Source organism: Pseudomonas sp. 3A(2025), from assembly GCF_054589175.1.
In genome coordinates this window covers 1-20931 of record NZ_BAAILM010000010.1, presented here as the reverse complement: position 1 = coordinate 20931, position 20931 = coordinate 1, and the positions used below count along the sequence as shown (strand labels likewise).

18 protein-coding genes and 3 pseudogenes are annotated in these 20931 nt (G+C 61.2%); 8 read left to right on the top strand and 13 right to left on the bottom strand.

What is annotated here, in order from left to right; translation table 11 throughout:
- Window positions 1–23 precede the first annotated feature (23 nt).
- From ACYP2A_RS03760 to ACYP2A_RS03750, 3 genes are all read right to left on the bottom strand, one after another.
- Window positions 24–2486, bottom strand: a complete 2463-nt coding sequence (locus ACYP2A_RS03760; RefSeq protein ID WP_459742884.1) for a TonB-dependent siderophore receptor — start codon at window positions 2484–2486, stop codon at window positions 24–26.
- 80 nt (window positions 2487–2566) lie between these two features.
- Complete coding sequence (locus tag ACYP2A_RS03755) at window positions 2567–3553, bottom strand: FecR domain-containing protein (protein WP_459742882.1); 987 nt, start codon at window positions 3551–3553, stop codon at window positions 2567–2569.
- Window positions 3553–4068 carry a sigma-70 family RNA polymerase sigma factor gene (locus ACYP2A_RS03750; RefSeq protein WP_459742880.1) on the bottom strand — a complete coding sequence of 172 codons (516 nt, stop codon included), beginning with the start codon at window positions 4066–4068 and terminating at the stop codon, window positions 3553–3555. Before ACYP2A_RS03750 ends, ACYP2A_RS03755 begins: the two co-directional genes overlap by 1 nt.
- A gap of 226 nt (window positions 4069–4294) precedes the next feature.
- Between ACYP2A_RS03750 and ACYP2A_RS03745 the strand changes: the two genes are divergently transcribed.
- The 3 genes and pseudogenes from ACYP2A_RS03745 to ACYP2A_RS03735 all read left to right on the top strand — a co-directional run bounded on the left by ACYP2A_RS03745 (window position 4295) and on the right by ACYP2A_RS03735 (window position 7329).
- The gene (locus ACYP2A_RS03745) at window positions 4295–5131 is read left to right on the top strand and encodes a cache domain-containing protein (RefSeq protein WP_459742879.1); all 837 of its coding nucleotides are present in this window, start codon (window positions 4295–4297) and stop codon (window positions 5129–5131) included.
- 248 nt (window positions 5132–5379) lie between these two features.
- Window positions 5380–6474: pseudogene (locus ACYP2A_RS03740) on the top strand (methyl-accepting chemotaxis protein); the annotation flags it as partial.
- Between the two features lie 309 nt (window positions 6475–6783).
- On the top strand, window positions 6784–7329 hold the full coding sequence (locus ACYP2A_RS03735) for a methyl-accepting chemotaxis protein (protein ID WP_459743083.1): 546 nt from the start codon (window positions 6784–6786) through the stop codon (window positions 7327–7329).
- A 2-nt stretch (window positions 7330–7331) separates the two neighbouring features.
- Here ACYP2A_RS03735 and ACYP2A_RS03730 read toward each other — a convergent pair whose 3' ends face one another.
- From ACYP2A_RS03730 to ACYP2A_RS03705, 6 genes are read right to left on the bottom strand one after another with little or no spacing between them, the layout of a single operon-like run.
- Window positions 7332–8246: a hydroxymethylglutaryl-CoA lyase gene (locus ACYP2A_RS03730; RefSeq protein WP_459743081.1), complete on the bottom strand. Its 915-nt coding sequence runs from the start codon at window positions 8244–8246 to the stop codon at window positions 7332–7334.
- 36 nt (window positions 8247–8282) lie between these two features.
- A complete protein-coding gene (locus tag ACYP2A_RS03725) occupies window positions 8283–10238 on the bottom strand; it encodes an acetyl/propionyl/methylcrotonyl-CoA carboxylase subunit alpha (protein WP_459742877.1) in 1956 nt (651 codons plus the stop codon).
- Window positions 10238–11065 carry a gamma-carboxygeranoyl-CoA hydratase gene (locus tag ACYP2A_RS03720; protein ID WP_459742875.1) on the bottom strand — a complete coding sequence of 276 codons (828 nt, stop codon included), beginning with the start codon at window positions 11063–11065 and terminating at the stop codon, window positions 10238–10240. Before ACYP2A_RS03720 ends, ACYP2A_RS03725 begins: the two co-directional genes overlap by 1 nt.
- A gap of 12 nt (window positions 11066–11077) precedes the next feature.
- Entirely contained in the window at window positions 11078–12685 is a 1608-nt protein-coding gene (locus ACYP2A_RS03715; RefSeq protein ID WP_459742873.1) for a carboxyl transferase domain-containing protein, read from the bottom strand.
- A 12-nt stretch (window positions 12686–12697) separates the two neighbouring features.
- Entirely contained in the window at window positions 12698–13861 is a 1164-nt protein-coding gene (locus ACYP2A_RS03710; protein WP_459742871.1) for an isovaleryl-CoA dehydrogenase, read from the bottom strand.
- Window positions 13862–13909: 48 nt separating this feature from the next.
- Complete coding sequence (locus tag ACYP2A_RS03705) at window positions 13910–14293, bottom strand: MerR family transcriptional regulator (RefSeq protein ID WP_459742870.1); 384 nt, start codon at window positions 14291–14293, stop codon at window positions 13910–13912.
- A gap of 116 nt (window positions 14294–14409) precedes the next feature.
- On the opposite strand from ACYP2A_RS03705, the gene ACYP2A_RS03700 reads away from it, so the two are divergent.
- The 3 genes and pseudogenes from ACYP2A_RS03700 to ACYP2A_RS03690 form a co-directional block, all read left to right on the top strand.
- The gene (locus tag ACYP2A_RS03700) at window positions 14410–16092 is read left to right on the top strand and encodes an AMP-binding protein (protein WP_459742868.1); all 1683 of its coding nucleotides are present in this window, start codon (window positions 14410–14412) and stop codon (window positions 16090–16092) included.
- A gap of 33 nt (window positions 16093–16125) precedes the next feature.
- Window positions 16126–16272: pseudogene (locus ACYP2A_RS03695) on the top strand (hypothetical protein); the annotation flags it as partial.
- Window positions 16244–16510: pseudogene (locus tag ACYP2A_RS03690) on the top strand (response regulator); the annotation flags it as partial. The pseudogenes ACYP2A_RS03695 and ACYP2A_RS03690, both read left to right, overlap by 29 nt.
- A gap of 95 nt (window positions 16511–16605) precedes the next feature.
- On the opposite strand, the gene ACYP2A_RS03685 reads toward ACYP2A_RS03690, so the two are convergent.
- Window positions 16606–17100: a DUF934 domain-containing protein gene (locus tag ACYP2A_RS03685; RefSeq protein ID WP_459742866.1), complete on the bottom strand. Its 495-nt coding sequence runs from the start codon at window positions 17098–17100 to the stop codon at window positions 16606–16608.
- Window positions 17084–18742 carry a nitrite/sulfite reductase gene (locus ACYP2A_RS03680; RefSeq protein ID WP_459742864.1) on the bottom strand — a complete coding sequence of 553 codons (1659 nt, stop codon included), beginning with the start codon at window positions 18740–18742 and terminating at the stop codon, window positions 17084–17086. Before ACYP2A_RS03680 ends, ACYP2A_RS03685 begins: the two co-directional genes overlap by 17 nt.
- A 59-nt stretch (window positions 18743–18801) precedes the next feature.
- Between ACYP2A_RS03680 and ACYP2A_RS03675 the strand changes: the two genes are divergently transcribed.
- Both ACYP2A_RS03675 and ACYP2A_RS03670 read left to right on the top strand, forming a co-directional pair.
- Complete coding sequence (locus tag ACYP2A_RS03675) at window positions 18802–19176, top strand: hypothetical protein (protein ID WP_459743091.1); 375 nt, start codon at window positions 18802–18804, stop codon at window positions 19174–19176.
- A 171-nt stretch (window positions 19177–19347) separates the two neighbouring features.
- A complete protein-coding gene (locus ACYP2A_RS03670; protein ID WP_459742862.1) occupies window positions 19348–20454 on the top strand; it encodes an ABC transporter substrate-binding protein in 1107 nt (368 codons plus the stop codon).
- Here ACYP2A_RS03670 and ACYP2A_RS03665 read toward each other — a convergent pair.
- Window positions 20436–20657, bottom strand: a complete 222-nt coding sequence (locus ACYP2A_RS03665) for a DUF2970 domain-containing protein (protein ID WP_459742860.1) — start codon at window positions 20655–20657, stop codon at window positions 20436–20438. The genes ACYP2A_RS03670 and ACYP2A_RS03665 overlap by 19 nt on opposite strands.
- A 178-nt stretch (window positions 20658–20835) precedes the next feature.
- A partial coding sequence (locus tag ACYP2A_RS03660) for an IS3 family transposase (RefSeq protein ID WP_459741911.1) occupies window positions 20836–20931 on the bottom strand: 96 nt, incomplete at its 5' end.

Genomic DNA, 20931 nt, shown 5'->3' with positions numbered 1-20931 from the left:
CGGCGCGGCCTGAACTCGATGGCTCAATACGTCCACTTGACCGTCAGGGTGGCATTGCGTGGATCACCGTAGAAGTTGTTGCCGCCCCGGTGACGGTTGGACACCGGGATGTAGTAGACCTTGTCGGTGAGGTTGTTGCCCACCAGGCTCAGGGTCGTGTGCGGGTCTACGCGGTAAGCGATATTGGCATTGAACAGCGTGTAGCCGCCCTGGTACATGTCGCGGGTGGTGTCTGTGCTGCTCTGGCTGGTCAGGCCGCCGCCGACACTCCAGCGGTCACCGCCCGCCGCCAGTTTGTAGTCGCTGTACAGGCGGAACATGTGCTTGGGGAACCACTGGCTGTAAGGGTCTCCGGCCTTGACCGTGCTGGATACATCGTCCAGGTACTCGCTGCGGCTGAAGGTGTAGCCGGTGTACACCTGCCAGCGTTCGCTGAGTGCGCCTGACGCCTCCAGCTCTACGCCCTGGCTGCGCACCTTGCCGGCGGCCTCGTAACAATTGACCACGCAGGCGGGGTTGCCGTTATCGATGGCCCGGTTTTCCTGGATGATGCGAAACACCGCCGCCGAGGCATTGAGGTCGCCGCCGAACCAGGCGCCCTTGATGCCGGTTTCGTAGTTGGCGCCGACGATAGGCTTGAGCGGTGAGTTGGCCTCGTTGACCACGTTCTGCGGCTTGAAAATGCTGGTGTAGCTGGCGTACCACGACAGGTTGTCGCTGAAGTCCCAGACCAGCCCGCCGTAGGGGGTGAGCTGGCCGTCTTCGCTGTACGGCGAGCGCGGTTCGTTGCCGGTGGTGAGGTTCTTGAAGCGCGAATTGAAATAGAAGCTGCTGTAGCGGCTGCCCAGAATCAGCTTCAGATCGTCACTCAGATTGAACCGCGTCGCGGCGTAGACGGCCCGCTGGTAGCTGTCGTAGCGATAGCGATTCTGGTAGGGCACCTCGTGCTTTGCCACGCTGGAGGGCGCGAAGGTGTAGACGTCCACCAGCGAGGTGTTGGAGAAGATGCCCAGCCGGTTGTCGTAGTGCTCCTTTTGATAATCTGCGCCCAGCACCAGTTCATGGGTACGCCCCAGCAATGCGAAGTGGCCGTTAAGGTTGACGTTGGCTGCGTATTGATTGGCGCCATTGTTGCGGTGGATCTCGTTGTTGAGGCGCGCGGTGCCTGCCGGGCCAACACCTGCCACGCCATTACCGAACACGCCGATGAACTGGCCGTCGCCTTCGGTGTTGGTGTGGTTGAGCGAGCTGGTTATTGTCCAGTCGTCGTTCAAACGGTGCTCCAGCTCGGCGAAAATATTGTTCTTTTCAAAGGTCATGCTGTTCCAGCTGGCGCCCAGATAGGTCGAGCGCGACAACGCCAGGCTGCTGTAGTCGGTCGACATCGGCACCCCGTACAGGTTGGGCACGGTGCGCGATTTTTGCCAGGTGTAGCCGGTGGTCAGCGTGGTGTCGGGTGAGAAGTCGTAAGCCAGTGTGCCGAACACCACCTGCCGGTTCGACTGCACCGTGTCGACGAACGACTGGCTGTCCTGGTACACCGTGACCATCCGCCCGCGCAACGAACCGTCGTCGTTCAGCGGGCCGGACACATCGACCTCGTTGCGGTATTTATCCCATGAACCCGCGCTCAGGCGGGTCGAGAACTGGAAGTCGCGGGTCGGGGCCTTGCGGATCAGGTTGACGGTGCCGCCCGGCTCGCCAGCGCCCTGGGTCAGGCCCGACGCGCCGCGCAGCACCTCCACGCGGTCGTAGATGGCCATGTCCGGGGAGTCGCTTGAGGCTTCGGCCGAGCCCATGCCCGGCACGCTGCCCTGAAACCACGAACTGGCGCCGTTTTCCTGCACGTTATCCATCGCAAAGCCGCGCGAATAGAAGCGCACCTGGTCGGCGCTTTCATACATCACGTTGACGCCAGTGACGTACTTGAGTGCGTCTTCGAGACGGGTCATGTCCTGGTCGTCCATGCGCTGGCGCGTGACCACGCTGACCGACTGCGGTGTCTCGCGGATCGACAGTGGTAGCCGGGTCGCGGTGCTCATGCTGCCGGTGGTCCAGGAACCGCTGTGCTCGGTGGTGCTGCTCAGGCTGGCGCGTGTGTCATGCACCTGAGTGTCTTCCAGGGTAGTCGAGGCCCGGCGTTGCAGCCGCAAAGACGGCCTGTTGCCGACCAGTTCCAGCCCTGTGCCGCTGAGCAGGTGCGAAAAACCCTCGTGCAGTTCGTACTGGCCTTGCAGGCCCGCGCTGTTCAAGCCTTCAGTGAGGCGCGTGTCGTAGATCAGCGCAACGCCATTGGCGGCGGCGAAGTTCGACAGCACCTGGGTAAGCGAGCCGCCGGCAATCGCGAATCGTTGCGCAGCGGCCGGGGCAGGGCTTGAGTCGGCGGCCAGCGAGTGGACCGGCACGCCCAGCACCATGCAGGCACACAGGCTGCGGGTCAGGCAGGAAACCTTGAAAGGGCGGTGTAAGTTGAAAGGGGTTGTCACCACAAGTGCTCCAATAAGTGAGTCGCACCCTGAATGCCAAGCGAACACGCAAAAGTGTCAGTGTGTGATCAACTATTTTTTCAAACCGCCGGGGTGAGGGCTTCGACGCGCACCCAATAGCGCGAAAAGTAGCGCACCCGCACCGGCAGAATGTCTTGCAGTTGCGCCAGCAGGCGGTCGCTTTCGGCCAGGGCGAAGACGCCGGACACGCGCAACCTGGCCGCCGCCGCGTCGCAACCGAGCAGGCCAGGGCGGTACTGCGCCAGGTGGGCGAGGTAACGGTCCAGCGGCATGCCTTCGGCAAAGATCAGGCCTTGCTCCCAGGCCGCCACGTGGGCACCAAGCGGCGTGATGAGCGGCGCACGGTTGCGTTGCAGTCGCGCGGCCTGGCCGGCCAGCACGTGCTGTGCCGGTGCACCGAAGGGCTGCACGTCGAGTTGCCCTTCGAACAATGAGACGTCGACCTCGTCATCGCGGGCGCTGACCATGAAGCGGGTGCCCAGCGTCGTGATCAGCCCCTGGCTGGTCTCCACCCACAACGGACGTTGCCCCAACGGACGTTGCCACAATGGACGTTGTGAGTCGTGCCCGGTGGTGACCATGATTTCGCCACGGTGCAAACGCAGCCTGCGTTGCTGTGCATCGAACTGCACGTCCACCGCGCTGCGGGCATTGAGGTGCAGGTGCGTACCGTCGCTGAGCGTCCAGCTCTTGCGCTGGCCGGTGCCGGTATTGAGGTCGGCAAACTCACGGCGCCAGGCCGGGGTTTGCATGCCGGCCGTGGCCGCACCACCGACCGCCAGCACGGTGGCGAGCAACTTGAGTGTGGCGCGCCGGTCCAGGGCAGGGGTGTGCAAGGTGGCTTTAGCCACAGCAGGCGGCAGCCCCTGAAAACGCTGTAGCACCTGTTCGAGCAGGGCCCAGGCGTGCGCATGGTCTGGCGCGCTGGCCAGCCAGTCTTGCCACTGGCGCTGCTGGGCATCGCTCGCATCCCCCGAAGACAGCAGCGCGTACCAGTCGGCTGCTTGCTGCTGTGCCTGTGCCGGTACTGCCAGGTTGGCGGCCATCAGTGTTGTTCCCCGGCCACAGCGGCCATGCAATGCAACAAGGCACGGGCAATGTATTGGCGTACCGAGCTTTGCGAGACCCCCAGTTGCTCGGCAATCTGGCGGTGGGTAAGGCCTTCGAGCTGCGCCAGCAAGAAGGCGCGGCGCACCTTGGCGGGCAAGCCATCGAGCATGGCATCGATCGCTTGCAGCGCTTCAAACAACTGCCAGCGCTCTTCGGGGGAGGGCATCAACTCTTCAGGCAACTGCGCCAGTGCCTCAAGGTAACTGCGTTCCAGTTGCCGACGGCGCAGCAGGTTGACGAACAGGCTGTGGGCGATGGTCGACAGATAGGCACGCGGCTGTTCGACATCGCTCAACGCAGACTTGCCCAGCACCCTGACGAAGGTGTCCTGCGCCAGATCGGCCGCCACTTCCCGGCAGCCCAGACGGCGGAACAGCCAGCGTTGCAGCCAGGTATGATGCTCGCCATACAGAGCGGTAAACAAAACTCGATGCTGCTGACCGTCGCTCATCAACGTTTTCCAGGGTCGGCGCCCAGTGTGGCTAGTTAATGAGAACGATTATCGCATGCGTTTTTGAAAATTAAAACGGGGATGATTTCATCTTGATGGCACCGCCGCGCTATCGCCTTTGCCGATACGTCGCATCGTGACTTGCGATTGGCCAGCCATCGGCTTTTTCCCCAGACTGCCGTCAACGATGCGCTGCCAACGACAAGAACAACAACGGAGCAACCCGATGCACGTAGTCAAAGCTGTAGGTTATGGGCTGATGCTCTGTGTCGCCGCCAGCCAGGCCAGCGCCGCCGATGATGCCGATCAGGCCCGGCAATTGCTCACCCGTGCCGTCGAGTATTACCGCACCCAGGGTGACGCTGCCTTTGCAGCATTCAGCCGCCAGGGCGAGTTTATCGATGGCGAGCATTATGTCTTTGTGGTCGATACCAAGGGCGTAATGTTGGCCAGTGGCGGTAATTCCGCCGTGCTGATCGGGCGTGATGTGTCCAGGGTGCTGGACCCCGAACTCCAGCGTGCCTTTGCCGATGCCTTGAACATGCCCGAAGCCACCCTCGGCACGGCCGAGTACCGCTGGATGAATGTGCGCAGTGGCCGGGCAGAACTCAAGCATGTGTTCTATCAGCGCCTGGGCGACCGCATTCTGGCGGTGGACCAGGCGCTTCCCAGGGCCAGCGAGAAGCAGGCCGGCAGCCTGCTGGAGCACGCGGTGGCGGCATTGCAGAAAGACCCGTCAGCCACGCTTGCCGCCATCAATGACCTGTCTGCCGACTATCGTCTCGATGATCTTTACGTGTTTGTGATCGATCGGGTCAGCCATCGATATCTGGCCCACGGCTATAACCCCCGCCTGCTGGGCGTGGACTTCACGACCATCAAGGGTGCCGATGGCAAGCCGATCGGCAAACCCATCGTTGAGATGATGTCCACCCGAGACCGCGCGACTTACGCCTATCGCTGGAAAAGCCCGGTAACCTCGAAAGTCGAAGATAAACACGCGTTGATTCGCAAGACCCGGGACTACCTTGTGGTGGTCGGGTACTACCAGAAACCCCATTGATGAGATATCACCCACCGCCACGGTGCCTGGATGTAGGAGGGAGCTCTGCCGGAATGCCGGACCATCGCGATCGGCTGCACTAGCAGTCGTAAGATGTCAGCGTTTCAGAAATTTCTATGAGCGCTTCGCGCTCAATCGCCAGCAGAGCTGCCTCCTACGGAATTGGTTTAATATCCAATAAAATCAATAAGTTATTTTGTATTTGAGAAGAGGCACCGATCACACTCTAACAAGAAGGTTAAAACCTCATGAATGCTTTACGTTGTGCATTGAGCCGTGGTTTCGGCAATCTGTCGGTCGGTTTCAAACTGTCGCTGGGCTTTGGCGTGGTGTTGGTGTTCACCCTTGGTGTGGCGTTGACGGCCTTTGATTCGTTGGGCGTCATGCAATCGCGCAGTGAGCAACTGCGCAGCGAGTCGACGATCCAGGCCCTGGTGCAGCAGGCCCGGATCGCCGAAAAAGAGTTTGCCTTGAGCCTCTCGCCACAGGCTGCTGCCGGGGTTCATGCCCAAATCGACGCCTTGCAGCAACAGCTCGGCAACCCCGAGGTGAACGCCAGTGAGTGGGGCGCAATACGCCGCTCGAGTGCGGATTATCTGGCGCAATTTGTGCGCTACTCGGATTCGTTGCGTCAGGCCCGTGAGGCGCGCCTGCGCATGCAAGCGCGCGCGAAAATCGTGGCTGACACCTTTACTGGCGTGTTCCTCGATCAGATGGATGCGCTCACCACTGAACTGCAAGCAGGCCGTGTGCCCGACACCGAGCAGATGTTCCGCCTGGAACAGACGTCAGGCCTGCACGATAAACTCGGCAAGTTGCGCCACAGCGAGCTGTATTACTCCCTCGACGGTGAAGAGCGCTACCGCAATGACTGGGAATCCAGCATGAGCGATGTGCTGGCTTCGATGGAAAGCCTGGCGCGTGATCTGGACGATCAACAACAAGCGTCGTTGAACGTGGCGCGCACGGCGTTCAAGGATTACCGCGAGGCGTTCGAGCAATTCGTTGCCGACCGTGCCCAGGCAGCGCTCAGTGGCATCGCCATGAATACGCAAACCGGGCGCATTGCAGACCTTCTCGCCCAGACCCATCGCCAGCAAGCGGCCGCCACGGTCATCGACAGCCAGAATGCCTATCGGCAGCTGGCCGTCATCAGCCTGCTGGCGATCGTGTTCGGTATCGCTGCAAGCTTGCTGATTCGCCATCTGATCCTCCAGCCCCTGCGCCAGGCCGTACAGCTGGCCCGGCAGGTGGCGGCGGGTGATTTGAGCGGTGGGCTTGCGCACGCACCGCACGCAGATGAGCTGGGGGTGTTGCTGAAAACCGTCAGCCATATGCTGGGCAATTTGCGGGCGCTGGTCGGGCGTATCGGTCAGGGGGTGACGTCGCTGGACGGCACGGCGGGCAGCATGGTCCAGGTCATCGAGCACAGCGGCGCTGGCGTTGCGCAACAGCGGCACGAAACCGACCTTGCCGCCACCGCGATGCAGCAGATGACCGTCACGGCCATGGAGGTCGCGCAAAACGCCGAGCAGGCCAGCGCCGCCGTCACGCTGGCCAGCAGCCAGGCCAGTGAAGGCGATGAACTGGTGCGTCTGGCGAGTGGCAAAATCAATTGTCTGGCGGTGGAAATGACCGGCTGTGCCGGGGCGATGCAGACAGTACTCGAAGAAAGTGCCGCGATTGGCAGTGTGCTTGATGTGATCAAGACCGTTGCCGAGCAAACCAACCTGCTGGCGCTGAATGCCGCTATCGAGGCCGCCCGTGCCGGCGAGCATGGCCGGGGTTTTGCGGTGGTTGCCGATGCGGTGCGCGGGCTGGCCCAGCGTACGCAGCGATCGACCCGGGAAATCGAAGGGCTGATCCAGCGTTTGGGCGTGGTGGTGCGCGATGCCTCGGGGCGTTTGCAGGGCAGCCGCGTACTGACCGACGAAACCGTGGTACTGGCAGAGCAGGCGGCCCTGGCGTTGACCCGGATCACCCAGGCCGTATCGAGCATCGGCCAGATGAACCAGCACATCGCGGCAGCCGCGCTGCAGCAAAGCAACGTGGCCGGGCAGGTGGGTGAAAGCATGGGCCGGCTGCGCGTCATTGCGCAGGGCAGTACCCGGCAAAGCCTGCAACTGCACGAGTCGACGGTCGAGTTGCGTCAGGTGGGCGACGAGTTGAATGCAGCGGTTGGGAATTTTCGTATTTGAAATTATCCAGCGTTATGCGCACGGGCCACCCGTGAACCATTGGCTTTACCCAGCACCTGACAGATTCGCTGGCCGGCCGCTATCAACTTGTCCAGGTCGATGCCCGTTTCGATCCCCAGGCCATTGAGCAGATAAAGCACGTCCTCGCTGGCGATATTGCCGGTGGCGCCCTTGGCATATGGGCAACCGCCCAGGCCTGCCACAGAGCTGTCGAACACGGTCACCCCTTCCTGAAGGCTGGCGTAAAGGTTGGCCAGGGCCTGGCCGTAGGTGTCGTGGAAGTGCCCGGCCAGCCGATGACGCGGAATATCGCGACCCACTACCTCGAGCAGATGCCGGGTCTTGCCCGCCGTGCCGGTGCCGATGGTGTCGCCCAGCGATATTTCATAGCAGCCCATGGCATAGAGTTCTCTGGCCACGTTGGCGACCTGTACTGCTGCCACGTCCCCCTCGTAGGGGCACCCCAGTACGCACGAGATATAACCGCGCACACGCACGCCGCGCGACCTGGCGGCGTCCATGAGCGGGACAAAGCGTTGCAGGCTTTCGGCGATGGAGCAGTTGATGTTCTTTTGCGAGAACGACTCTGAGGCCGCAGCGAACACCGCCACTTCCTGAACGCCTGCCGTCATCGCGGCCTCGAAACCCTGGAGGTTGGGGGTCAGCGCCGCATAGGTCACACCCGCTTTGCGCTGGATCTGCGCGAACACCTCGGCGGAGCCTGCCATTTGCGGCACCCATTTGGGCGACACAAAGCTGCCGGCTTCGATGTAGCTCAGGCCTGCGGCAGACAAATCGTCCACCAGCCGCACCTTGTCAGCGATGCTGATGGATTGTTGTTCGTTTTGCAGGCCGTCACGGGGACCGACTTCGACCAGGCGCACCTGCCGGGGTAAATCCCTGTTGGGTAAATCCATACCGGGTACATTCATGCTTGCTTCCTCATGGATGGGTTACGCCTTATCCAGCTCGACCAGCACGGCGCCGTCCTGGACCATCTCACCTTCCTGGCAGTACAGCGCCTTGATGGTGCCCGCGTGCGGCGCACGGATGCTGTGTTCCATTTTCATGGCCTCCAGCACCACCAGTTGCGCCCCGGCCTCGACGGTTTGCCCAGACTCTACGAGCACCCTGACGATGCTGCCGTTCATGGGCGCGGTCAGGCCGCCTTGCTGGCTATGGCTGGCGCCGGCTGCGCTGATCGGGTCATAAGGCTCGACAAGGCGCAGTTCACCGTCCCAGTGCAGATACAGGCGCTCACCCTGACGAATGGCCCGATGCTGGCGACGCAGCCCGTTGTGTTCAGTGAGCAAGTGCTCCCCCTCAAGCGTTGCCGCCCGGGATGCGAGGCCGTTCAGCGTCAACGCACGGTCCTGGCCCTCGCAACGCAAATGCAACGTGATTTCAGCCGGCAGGCCGGCACGGAAACCGTTGCCGTTGGCCCAGGGTGAAGCAGGGTCATCGGCACGTACGTTGGCGGGCTGACTCTGGGTGAAGGCCTGGGCAGCGGCCAGCCAGAAATCGTCACTGAGTGCCGCCGCTGGTGGCAGCAGTTGCTCCTGATAGCGAGGAATGAATCCGGTGTCCAGCTCAGCCGCCGCGAACGCCGGATGGCCGATGATGCGCCGCAAGAAATTGATGTTGGTCTTGAGCCCGCCAATGGCGAATTCGTCCAGCATGCTCAGCAGTCGCAAGCGTGCTTGCTCGCGGTCTTCACCCCAGGCAATCAGTTTGCCGAGCATGGGATCGTAGAACGGCGAGATTTCATCACCTTCTTCAACACCACTGTCGACACGACGGCCTGGCGCTGCGCTGGATTCGCGGTACAGCGCCAGTTGTCCGGCGGCTGGCAAGAAGTCGTTGTCCGGGTCTTCGGCATACAGGCGTACTTCGATGGCATGCCCGATCAGCGGCACCTGATCCTGTGTCATCGGTAGCGCTTCACCGCGCGCGACCCGAATCTGCCAACTGACCAGATCCAGGCCGGTAATGGCTTCGGTCACCGGGTGTTCGACTTGCAGGCGGGTGTTCATCTCCATAAAGAAGAACTCACCGCGTGCGTCCAGCAAAAACTCCACCGTGCCGGCGCCGACATAACCGATGGCTTGCGCCGAGCGCACGGCGGCTTCGCCCATGGCGCGGCGCAACTCCGGGCTCAGGCCGGGGGCGGGGGCTTCTTCGACGACTTTCTGGTGTCGGCGCTGAATCGAGCAGTCGCGTTCGTTGAGGTACAGGCAGTTGCCGTGCTGGTCGGCAAAAATCTGAATTTCGACATGGCGGGGTTTCAGCAGGTATTTCTCCACCAGCATGCGCGAATCGCCGAACGAGGACTGTGCTTCGCGTTGCGCCGAGGCCAGGGCTTCGGCCAGTTGGCTGACTTCTTCGACGACTTTCATGCCTTTGCCGCCACCGCCGGCCGTGGCTTTGAGCAGCACCGGATAGCCAATGCGCTCGCAGGCGGCGCGGAAGGTGTCGAGGTCCTGCGCCTCGCCGTGGTAACCCGGCACCAACGGCACGCCGGCGGTTTCCATCAGGGCTTTGGCGGCGGACTTGCTGCCCATGGCGTCGATGGCCGAGGCGGGCGGGCCGAGGAAGATCAGGCCTGCGGCTTCAATGGCGCGGGCAAACGCTGCGTTTTCTGACAGAAAGCCATAGCCCGGATGAATCGCCTGCGCACCGCTGGCCTTGGCGGCGGCAATCAATTTGTCGATTTGCAGGTAGCTGTCGGCGGGTTTGCTGCCGCCCAGGTCGACGCGGATATCCGCTTCACGGCTGTGGCGGGCTTCACGGTCGGTGGCGCTGTGCACGGCGACGGTGGTCAGGCCCATGGCCTTGGCGGTGCGCATGACCCGGGAGGCGATTTCGCCACGGTTGGCCACCAGCAGAGAAGTAATCACAGGTGCGCTCATCAGCGTGGCTCCTGAGGCGTGGTTTCGGGGTGCCAGTTCGGCGAACGTTTCTGCAAGAAGGCGCGCAGGCCTTCCTGCCCCTCGGGGCTGATGCGGATCCGCGAGATGGCTTCTTCGCAGTAACGGCGTACGTGGGGTGTTGGCGTGCCGTCGCCCACTTCCACCAGCAACTGCTTGCTGGCGCACATCGCGGCGGGGCTGTTGAGCAACAGGTTGGCGACCCAGGCCTGAAGCTGTGACTCCAGCTCATCGGGCGGGTAACTGGCCGAGAACAGTCCAAGCGCCTCGGCGCGCTTGCCATTAAAGCGCTCGGCGGTCAGCGCATAGCGCCGTGTCGCGCGCTCGCCAATGGCCTGCACCACGAACGGGCTGATGACGGCGGGGGCCAGGCCGATGCGGACTTCCGACAGCGAGATCAGCGCGTCATCGCTGCCAATGGCCATGTCGCAGCAACTGACCAGGCCTACCGCGCCACCGAAGGCTGAGCCCTGGACCACGGCCAGGGCCGGAATCTTCAGGTGATAGAGGTTGTACATCAAGTCGCCCAGTACCCGGGCATCCTCAAGATTGCTGCTGTAGCTGAGCTCGGCCGATTGCTGCATCCAGGCCAGGTCCGCGCCAGCGCTAAAGTGCTTGCCTCTGGCGCGCAGCAGCAAAAAGCGCAGGTCGGTTTGCGCTTCGATAATGGCCAGGGCGAGGATCAGCTCACGGATCATCTCGGCGTTGAAGGCATTGTTTTTTTCAGGCCGGTTGAGCCAGAGCGTGGCAAAGCCGCGAGGGTCTTTTTCCAGTTCTATCGTGCTGAAAGCAGTAGCGAAGTCGTTCATGAGTCTCTCCAGTCACATCCTGAACACGCCAAAACGGCTTGCTTCGATGGGCGCGTTCAGTGAGGCGGACAAGGCCAGGGCCAATACGTCGCGGGTCTGTGCCGGGTCAATCACACCGTCGTCCCATAACCGCGCACTGGAGTACCAAGGGTGGCCCTGCTGTTCATATTGATCGAGGATTGGCTGCTTAATCTCGGCTTCTTGCGCGGCATCGAACACTTGGCCGCTGCGCTCGGCCTGCTCACGCTTGACCTGCACCAGCACGCCAGCGGCCTGTTCGGCGCCCATCACGCCGATACGAGCATTGGGCCACATCCACAGAAAGCGTGGATCGTAAGCACGCCCGCACATGCCGTAGTTACCGGCACCAAAGCTGCCGCCGATGATCACGGTGAATTTCGGCACCCTGGCGCACGCCACTGCAGTGACCAGTTTCGCGCCGTGTTTGGCGATACCGCCCGCTTCATATTTCTGCCCGACCATGAAGCCTGTGATGTTTTGCAGAAACAGCAACGGAATGCCGCGCTGGCAGGCCAGTTCGATGAAGTGCGCGCCTTTTTGCGCGGCCTCGGCGAAGAGAATTCCGTTGTTGGCGAGGATTGCAATCGGGTAGCCGTGCAGGTGCGCAAAACCGCACACCAGCGTGGTGCCGAACAAGGCTTTGAATTCGTCGAATACCGAGCCGTCGACCAGCCGCGCGATGACCTCGCGCACGTCGTACGGTTTCTTGGCATCGGCTGACACCACGCCATACAGCTCGTCGCCGCTGTACAGCGGGGCGATGGGCGTGCGTTGCTGCAGTTCGCCGAGTTTGCGCCAGTTAAGGTTGGCGACGCTGCGCCGGGCAATGGCCAGCGCATGCTCATCACTGTCGGCGTAGTGGTCGGCGACCCCGGACACCTTGCAATGCACGTCGGCACCGCCGAGGTCCTCGGCACTGACCACTTCGCCGGTCGCGGCTTTTACCAACGGTGGGCCGGCGAGGAAAATCGTTGCCTGTTCACGAACCATGATTGCTTCGTCGGCCATCGCCGGGACGTAAGCGCCGCCCGCGGTGCACGAGCCCATGACCACGGCGATTTGCGCAATGCCCGCCGCACTCATGTTGGCCTGGTTGAAAAAGATCCGCCCAAAGTGCTCGCGATCCGGAAAGACCTCATCCTGGCGCGGCAGGTTGGCGCCGCCGGAGTCCACCAGATAGATGCATGGCAAGCGGTTCTGCTGGGCGATGGTCTGGGCACGCAGGTGTTTTTTCACGGTCAGCGGGTAATACGAGCCGCCTTTGACGGTGGCATCGTTGGCCACGATCATGCATTCGACGCCCTCTACACGGCCGATCCCGGCGATCACGCCCGCAGCCGGCACGTCTTCGCCATACACGCCGTAGGCGGCCAGCTGGCTGATTTCGAGAAACGGTGAACCTGGGTCGAGCAGACGATTGATGCGCTCACGCGGCAGCAACTTGCCCCGCGAGGTATGGCGCTCTTGCGCTTTCGAACCGCCACCTTGCTGCACCTGGGCCAGCAGGGTGTGCAGGGCCTCGACCTGTTCGAGCATCGCCGCGTGGTTAGCGGCGAACTCCGCAGAACGGGGGTTGAGCCGGGTATGCAGGATAGCCATGGGCAACTCCGTTTAGCGGGTTTCGTTGAACAGTTCGCGACCGATCAGCATGCGCCGAATCTCGCTGGTGCCTGCGCCGATTTCGTACAGCTTGGCGTCACGCAGCAGACGACCTGCCGGGAATTCATTGATGTAGCCGTTGCCGCCGAGAATCTGGATCGCGTCAAGGGCCATTTGCGTGGCGCGCTCGGCGCTGTAGAGAATCACCCCGGCGGCATCCTTGCGCGTGGTCTCGCCGCGTTCACAGGCCTGGGCGACCGCGTAAAGGTAGGCACGGCTGGCGTTGAGCTGGGTGTACATGTCGGCGATCTTGCCCTGGATCAACTGGAACTCACCGATGCTTTTGCCAAACTGTTTGCGGTCATGGATGTACGGCACAACCAGGTCCATGCAGGCCTGCATGATCCCGGTAGGCCCGCCCGAGAGCACCACGCGCTCATAGTCGAGGCCACTCATCAGCACTTTGACGCCGCCGTTGAGTTCACCGAGGATGTTTTCTTCGGGGACTTCGACGTCATCGAAAAACAGCTCGCAGGTATTGGAGCCACGCATGCCGAGCTTGTCGAACTTGTTGCTGCGGCTGAAGCCTTTCCAGTCGCGCTCGACGATGAAAGCGGTGATGCCCTTGGGGCCTTTTTCCAGGTCGGTCTTGGCGTAGATCACATAGGTATTGGCGTCGGGGCCGTTGGTGATCCAGGTCTTGCTGCCGTTGAGCACGTAGTGATCGCCGCGCTTGTCGGCGCGCAACTTCATCGACACCACGTCAGAACCGGCATTGGGCTCGCTCATGGCCAGGGCGCCGATGTGTTCGCCGCTGATCAGTTTGGGCAGGTACTTGCTTTTCTGTTGATGATTGCCGTTGCGGTTGATCTGGTTCACACAGAGGTTGGAATGCGCGCCGTAGGAGAGTGCCACCGAGGCCGAGCCACGGCTGATTTCTTCCATGATGACCACGTGAGCCAGGTAACCCAGGCCGGCACCACCGTACTCTTCCGGCACGGTCACGCCCAGCAGGCCCATGTCACCGAATTTGCGCCACAGATCGGCGGGGAACAGGTTATCGCTGTCGATTTGTGCGGCGCGCGGCGCAACTTCTTTGGCGACAAAGGACTGAACCTGATCGCGCAGCATGTCGATGGTTTCGCCGAGGGCGAAGTTCAGGGAGGGGTAGCTCATGGTTGCACCTGCCTTTGCTTGTTCTTATGAGAGGGGCTTGGTAATGGATTACTTGTTATCTATTTCGGCCATGGCGGCGATGCAGCGCTCTTCGGCCGTGTCCAGCTCCAGTTGCATTTGCTCGATATCCAGCAACTGCTGCGCAAGCTGCGCGCGACGGGCGGTGATCTTGCTCATGAACGTATCCAGCTGTACTCGATTTCCCTGACTGGGGTCGTACAGCTCGATCAACTCCTTGCACTCCTGCAACGAGAACCCGATGCGCTTGCCGCGCAGGATCAGCTTCAGCGTCACCAGGTCCTTGGGGCTGAAGACACGCTCCTGACCCCGGCGCTCGGGGCTGAGCATGTCTTGCTCTTCGTAGAAGCGGATCGTGCGAGGGGTGATGTCGAGTTCCCTGGAAAGATCGGTGATGGAATAAGTGATTGTCATTTGGGTTGCTCTTTTTTACCTTTACGTTAACGTAAGCGTGCGCCGGGTGTATGTCAACGTGCATCGGCTTCAGCCAGTGAGCTCCCAGCCTCATAATTACAAGATCGAGGAATCTCATGACTCAACTCAGCTATACCCAGGGTTCGCAGAACAAACCGCTGTTGCCCATGACCATTGGCGAGGCGTTCGATCGCACCGTGACCCGTTTCGCCGACCGCGAAGCGCTCGTGGTACGCCATCAGCAACGGCGGTATAGCTGGGCCCGGTTGGCCGAAGAAGTCGAACGTTGCGCACGGGGGCTGATGGCGCTGGGCGTGCAGGTGGGGGACCGTGTCGGCATCTGGGCGCCGAACTGTGCCGAATGGTGCATTACCCAGTTTGCCAGCGCCAAGGTCGGTGCCATCCTGGTTAATATCAACCCGGCCTATCGTCTCAACGAACTGGAATATTCCCTGCGCCAGTCCGGCTGCGCCTGGCTGGTGTGTGCCGGGGCCTTCAAGAGCAGTGACTACCATGCCATGCTCATGGAGCTGTTGCCGGCGTTGGCCGAGCGCGCACCCGGTCAGCCGCTCGGCAGCACACTGCCCGAGCTGCGGGGTGTGATCAGTCTGGCGCAAGTGCCACCGGCGGGGCTGTTGTCCTGGGCAGAGCTTCTGGAGCGGGCCGCACAGGTGTCGCCTGACGCCTTGATCGAGCGCCAGGCCGGGCTGCAGTTCGACGACCCGATCAATATTCAGTACACCTCAGGCACCACGGGCTTTCCCAAAGGCGCGACGCTGAGCCATTACAACATTCTCAACAACGGCTACATGGTCGGTGAGAGCCTGGGCCTGACCGAGCAGGACCGTATGGTGATTCCGGTGCCGCTCTATCACTGCTTCGGCATGGTGATGGGCAATCTTGGCTGCGTGACCCACGGCAGTACCATGATCTACCCCGGCGCGGCTTTCGACCCTCTCGCCACCCTGCAGGCGGTCGCAGAAGAGCAAGCCACTGCGCTGTATGGCGTACCGACGATGTTCATCGCCGAGCTTGACCTGCCTGAACGTGCGGATCTGGACCTCTCCAGCTTGCGCACCGGAATCATGGCCGGTGCCAGTTGCCCGATCGAAGTCATGAAGCGCGTCATCACTGACATGCACATGGCCGAGGTGCAAATCGCGTATGGCATGACCGAAACCAGCCCGGTGTCGACCCAGACTGCGGCCGACGATGATTTGCAGCGGCGGGTCAGCAGCGTGGGGCGCACCCAGCCGCACCTGGAAAGCAAGGTGGTCGATGAGCACGGCCGCGTTGTCCCGCGTGGGCAGATTGGCGAGCTGTACACCCGTGGCTACAGCGTGATGCTGGGCTACTGGGGCAATGCCGAGGCGACCCGCGAGGTGCTCGACAGCGCACGCTGGATGCACACTGGCGACCTGGCAGTGATGGACGAGGAGGGGTACTTGTCTATTGTCGGGCGCAACAAAGACATGATCATTCGCGGCGGTGAGAATGTGTACCCCCGCGAAATCGAAGAGTTTCTATTCACTCATGCAGCCGTCGCCGATGTGCAGGTGGTGGGTATTCCCGATGCGAAGTACGGCGAGGAAATTGCTGCCTGGATCAAGTGTCACGCCGGTCATTCTGTCAGTGACGAACAATTGCGAGAGTTCTGCAAAGGGCGTATTGCCCATTTCAAAGTGCCCCGGCATTTCATCTTCGTCGCGGACTTTCCGATGACGGTGACCGGCAAGGTTCAGAAGTTTCGCATGCGTGAGTTGACGGTCGAGCGCCTGGGACTTGGCCGCCCGGGTTAAAACACTTATTTGCGATCCAGGGTTACTGAACAGCGCCTGAAGCTACAGCAACCGTTACTTGACATCCAGCAGGTGCAGCTTGAACTTGATAGTGCTGAAGAACGCTGCCGCGCAGAAGTAAACGTTAAACGAACGGAGTACAGAAACACGCATGTATCAAGCGTTAGTCATCGAAGATGATGAGGTGACCGCCCAGTCGATCGCCACTGAACTTGAGGCGCATGGGTTTGCCGTGAAACGGGCCAGTAACGGCCGCGACGGGTTGTCCATTGCCGGCAACTACGACGTGATTACCCTGGATCGCATGTTGCCGGACTTCGATGGCCTGACGATTGTCAGCATCTTGCGCAGCCTGAACATCGTCACGCCGGTGTTGATGATCAGCGCGCTGTCCGATGTCGACGAGCGGCTCAGGGGGAATGCCTGGCGCACCAGCGGCACGCGCGAGCTGTAGTGCGCGCCCTGCAAAAAAGCCCGGTCTCTTCAGAACCGGGCTTTTTTATACAGCGCCTGTCAGCGGCGACGGAACAGCGGTAGCGGTTCGTCGGTGGCGGCCTGGTAGGTCACCGAAAAATCTTTCAGGCTTTCCAGCGCGTCATACGGGTCTTTGTCGGCGCGAATGGCGAAGGCATCGAAACCGCAGCGGCGCAGGTAGAACAACTGGTCGCGCAATACGTCGCCAATGGCGCGCAGCTCGCCTTTGTAGCCATAGCGGTCACGCAGCAGGCGGGCGTTGGAATAGCTGCGCCCGTCGGTGAAGGCCGGGAAGTTCAGGGCGATGACCTGGAACTGATCGACGTCTTCACCGATTTCTTCGGCTTCTTCGTCGCTGTCCAGCCATACGCCCAGGCCGCCGTCGCGGGCCTTGAGGGCATGGCCGTGCTCGCGCCACAGTGCCAGCGGGACGATCAGGTCGTCGCAGTTGGACAGGCTGTCGAAGGTCGTGTCCTTGGGCAGCAAGTGCCAGGTTTCATCGATGACTTCGTTGTTCTTAATGATTCGCTGCATAGACGCGCTCCTTGAAAGGGTCGATGCCAATACGTTGGTAGGTGTCGATGAAGCGCTCGTCTTCGGTACGTTTTTCGATGTACACGTTGATCAGCTTCTCGATCACATCCGGCATCGCCTCCTGGGCGAAGGACGGGCCGAGGATCTTGCCCAGGCTGGCGTCACGGTTGGCGCTGCCACCCAGCGAGACCTGGTAGAACTCGGCGCCTTTCTTGTCCACGCCCAGAATGCCGATATGGCCGACATGGTGGTGGCCGCAGGCGTTCATGCACCCGGAAATGTTCAGGTCCAGATCGCCGATATCGAACAGGTAATCCAGGTCGTCGAAGCGGCGCTGGATCGACTCGGCGATCGGGATCGACTTGGCATTGGCCAGCGAGCAGAAATCGCCGCCAGGGCAGCAGATGATGTCGGTCAGCAGGCCGATGTTCGGCGTGGCGAAACCGTTTTCACGCAGCTCGCCCCACAGCTCGAACAGGCGCGACTGTTCGACGTCGGCCAGAATCACGTTTTGTTCGTGAGAGGTGCGCAACTCGCCGAAGCTGTAGCGATCGGCCAGGTCGGCGATGGCGTCGAGCTGCTTGTCGGTCGCATCGCCCGGCGCGACGCCGGTCGGCTTGAGCGACAGGGTCACGGCGATGTAGCCCGGCTTCTTGTGCGCGGTCACGTTGCGCTGGCGCCAGCGGGCAAAACCCGGATGCTCGGCGTCGAGCGCTGCAAGTTCGGCGTCCAGGTTGCTCAGCGTCTTGTAGTCGGGGTCGACGAAGTGCTTGGCAACGCGCTGCAGTTCGGCGTCGGTCAGGGTGGTCGAGCCACCGCGCAGGTGCGCCATTTCCGCATCGACCTTCTCGGCGAAGACCTCAGGCGTCAGGGCCTTGACCAGAATCTTGATGCGCGCCTTGTACTTGTTGTCGCGACGGCCATAGCGGTTGTAGACCCGCAGGATGGCGTCGAGGTAGCTCAACAGGTCCTGCCATGGCAGGAACTCGTTGATGAAGGCGCCGACCACTGGCGTGCGGCCCAGGCCGCCACCGACCAGCACACGGAAACCCAGCTCGCCGGCGTCGTTGAGCACCGGCTCCAGGCCGATGTCGTGGACTTCGATGGCCACACGGTCACTGGCAGAGCCATTGACGGCGATCTTGAACTTGCGCGGCAGGTAGGCGAACTCTGGGTGGAAGGTGGTCCACTGACGGATGATTTCACACCATGGGCGCGGGTCGACCACCTCGTCGGCGGCCACGCCGGCAAACTGGTCGGTGGTGACGTTGCGCAGGCAGTTGCCGCTGGTCTGAATGGCGTGCATCTGCACGGTCGCCAGCTCTGCGAGGATGTCCGGCACGTCTTCCAGCGCCGGCCAGTTGAACTGCACGTTCTGCCGGGTACTGATGTGCGCGTAGCCCTTGTCGTAGTCACGGGCGATCTTGCCCATCATGCGCATCTGCCGCGAGGTCAGCTGGCCATAAGGCACGGCCACGCGCAGCATCGGCGCGAAACGCTGGACATACAGACCGTTTTGCAGGCGCAGCGGTCGGAACTCTTCCTCGCTCAGTTCCCCTGCCAGGTAGCGTCGGGTCTGATCCCGGAACTGCCTTACGCGGTCCTCGATGATCTGCTGATCGTATTCGTCGTATACGTACATATAAGTCCTGTTCTCAGGCTTCGGTGATGATGCCAGGTTGCCGGAGGCGCCACATTCAGGTGGTTTTGCTGTTCCGGCGCCGGCACCATCTGGACAATTCTGCGCGCACGGTCGCGCACTCCCTGCGGAGCGGTGGCGAAGATACCAGCTTGCCGTTATCGGTAAAAGTGATGTTTATATATATGCAAATCGCTAAAAGCGATAAAGGCATGTATCGCGGTTCTTATCCACACTTGAAGTATGGTCAAGGCTCGTCTTTACTGGGTGAAACCGTGTATTTCGATGTGCAATCAGCCATAAAACCGACAAGAGGCGATGCAATGCGTAATCACCCGAAAAGCGCCAGATCCGACAGTGCCGTAGACGCTTGGGCCATCTTCTTTCTGATTCTGCTGGTGGTAGGGGCGGCTGTGTTCTGGGTCAGTGGCCAATGACACCCTGAGGTGTTCTTTCTATAAGCCATCGCACCCTCCAGTTTTGTCGGGGGGCGGCCGATAACCTTGAAGCTGTGCAGGTACGAAGCGGGCAAGCACCCTTGTTGCGTAGTCACGTGCTACGCAATCGAGTGGTAAGCAATCAAGTAAGCGCTCAAGGCTTCGGATGACATGACGGACAGGTTTACCAAGGCACTGGCAGTGATGTGCGCGCTATGGTGCGGCGCTGGATGGGCTGCCTCTGTGGTTTTTCTCAGTCCGGGACCGGCCTCCGACGGTTACTGGAACAGTTACGCCAAAGTGATGCAGGCGGCCGCTGAAACCACCGGCATGCACTTGACCGTGGAGTTTTCCGACCGCGATACACGCACCCAGGTGGAGCTGGCCCGTAAAACCCTCAAGGGCGAGACCCGGCCGGATTACCTGGTGTTTTCCAACGAACTCAACGTCGGCCCTGAAATCCTGCGCCTGTCCGAAGGCAGCGGGGTCAAGCTGTTCGCGGTCAATAACACCCTGACCGCCGATCAGGTGCGCATTCTTGGCGATCTTTCGCAGCGTTATCCGGATTTGCTCGGCAGCTTGCTGGGCAACGACGAGGAGGGCGGCTACCTGACTGCCAAGCGTTTGATCAGCCTGCACCCGCCGGTAAAGCCGGGGCAATCGATCGACATGCTGGCGTTCTCCGGCACCAATGCCACTCCTGTGTCGCTGCAGCGCGAAAAGGGCATGCGCCGCGCTGTGGCCGAGCATCCCGAGGTGCACTTGCGCCAGGTGGTACTGGGTGTCTGGCGCCGTGACCGTGCACTGGAACAGGCGCGCACGTTGCTCAAGCGTTACCCCGACGTCGCGCTGATCTGGGCGGCCAACGAGCAAATGGCTTATGGCGCGATGGATGCCCTGACTGAAATCGGTGGCGTGCCCGGTAAAGATATTCTGTTCAGCGCCATCAATGGCACCCCGACTTCTTTACAGGCGCAACTCGACGGTCGCCTGAGTGTGGTGGCCAGTGGGCACTTCACTTTGGGCGGCTGGGCGCTGGTACTGCTCAATGAGTACGATCAGGGCAAGATTGACCGCAATGGGCCGGCGCCGCTGGGTAATCGGCAGATCGGTGTGTTGCAAGTGGTCGAGCCTGAAGAGACCGTCCGTTTTCTGGAGGCTGCGAAGGTTGAGCGCTATCGGGTGGACATTGAGGCTTTCCATAAGCCGGACTCGCCGGGTGATTCAGCCTTCGCCCTGCGCCATCTGTTGCCACCGCTTCAGCCTGTGGCGAAATAGAGCACCAGGCGCACGATCAGCAACAGGCTCAGAACCAGCACCAACATAAAACCGACCCCTAGCACGATAAAGTGCCAGGGCTTGTCGTGATTGAAGTCACGCTGGCGGTTCTTGTTGCTCTGCACACCCAGTGCTGCTGCCGCCACGCTGCGCAGCATCTGCCAGAGCGTCGGGGGTTTGGGTCTTTCGGATGGATCGTTCATGGGCCAGCCCTGCGCACGCATGTGTTACGCAGAGTAGACCCATCCCGTAGCGTGCGCCGCACGAGGCGACTGCAGGTCGTAGGACTAATACCGATCAGTCAAGTCGAAAACAGAATAACTTATTGATTTTATTGAATTAAAAAACACCGACTGATCTGACCCCAAAAAGTTGGACAGTCTATTGCCACACGCCCACCGAGCGAGTCCTGAACTCCACAGGACTCAATCCGCCAAGCTTCACTTTTATCCGGTCATGATTGTAGTAACGGATGTA

What these genes read in the sequence shown, in the direction of transcription:
- ACYP2A_RS03685 (WP_459742866.1), bottom strand. Translation starts at nt 17,100, where the DNA reads ATGCAGCGAATCATTAAGAACAACGAAGTCATCGATGAAACCTGGCAC.
- ACYP2A_RS03680 (WP_459742864.1), bottom strand. Translation starts at nt 18,742, where the DNA reads ATGTACGTATACGACGAATACGATCAGCAGATCATCGAGGACCGCGTA.
- ACYP2A_RS03725 (WP_459742877.1), bottom strand. Translation starts at nt 10,238, where the DNA reads ATGAGCGCACCTGTGATTACTTCTCTGCTGGTGGCCAACCGTGGCGAA.
- ACYP2A_RS03670 (WP_459742862.1), top strand. Translation starts at nt 19,348, where the DNA reads ATGACGGACAGGTTTACCAAGGCACTGGCAGTGATGTGCGCGCTATGG.
- ACYP2A_RS03665 (WP_459742860.1), bottom strand. Translation starts at nt 20,657, where the DNA reads ATGAACGATCCATCCGAAAGACCCAAACCCCCGACGCTCTGGCAGATG.
- ACYP2A_RS03735 (WP_459743083.1), top strand. Translation starts at nt 6,784, where the DNA reads ATGCAGACAGTACTCGAAGAAAGTGCCGCGATTGGCAGTGTGCTTGAT.
- ACYP2A_RS03705 (WP_459742870.1), bottom strand. Translation starts at nt 14,293, where the DNA reads ATGACAATCACTTATTCCATCACCGATCTTTCCAGGGAACTCGACATC.
- ACYP2A_RS03720 (WP_459742875.1), bottom strand. Translation starts at nt 11,065, where the DNA reads ATGAACGACTTCGCTACTGCTTTCAGCACGATAGAACTGGAAAAAGAC.
- ACYP2A_RS03710 (WP_459742871.1), bottom strand. Translation starts at nt 13,861, where the DNA reads ATGAGCTACCCCTCCCTGAACTTCGCCCTCGGCGAAACCATCGACATG.
- ACYP2A_RS03730 (WP_459743081.1), bottom strand. Translation starts at nt 8,246, where the DNA reads ATGGATTTACCCAACAGGGATTTACCCCGGCAGGTGCGCCTGGTCGAA.
- ACYP2A_RS03750 (WP_459742880.1), bottom strand. Translation starts at nt 4,068, where the DNA reads ATGAGCGACGGTCAGCAGCATCGAGTTTTGTTTACCGCTCTGTATGGC.
- ACYP2A_RS03715 (WP_459742873.1), bottom strand. Translation starts at nt 12,685, where the DNA reads ATGGCTATCCTGCATACCCGGCTCAACCCCCGTTCTGCGGAGTTCGCC.
- ACYP2A_RS03700 (WP_459742868.1), top strand. Translation starts at nt 14,410, where the DNA reads ATGACTCAACTCAGCTATACCCAGGGTTCGCAGAACAAACCGCTGTTG.
- ACYP2A_RS03755 (WP_459742882.1), bottom strand. Translation starts at nt 3,553, where the DNA reads ATGGCCGCCAACCTGGCAGTACCGGCACAGGCACAGCAGCAAGCAGCC.
- ACYP2A_RS03745 (WP_459742879.1), top strand. Translation starts at nt 4,295, where the DNA reads ATGCACGTAGTCAAAGCTGTAGGTTATGGGCTGATGCTCTGTGTCGCC.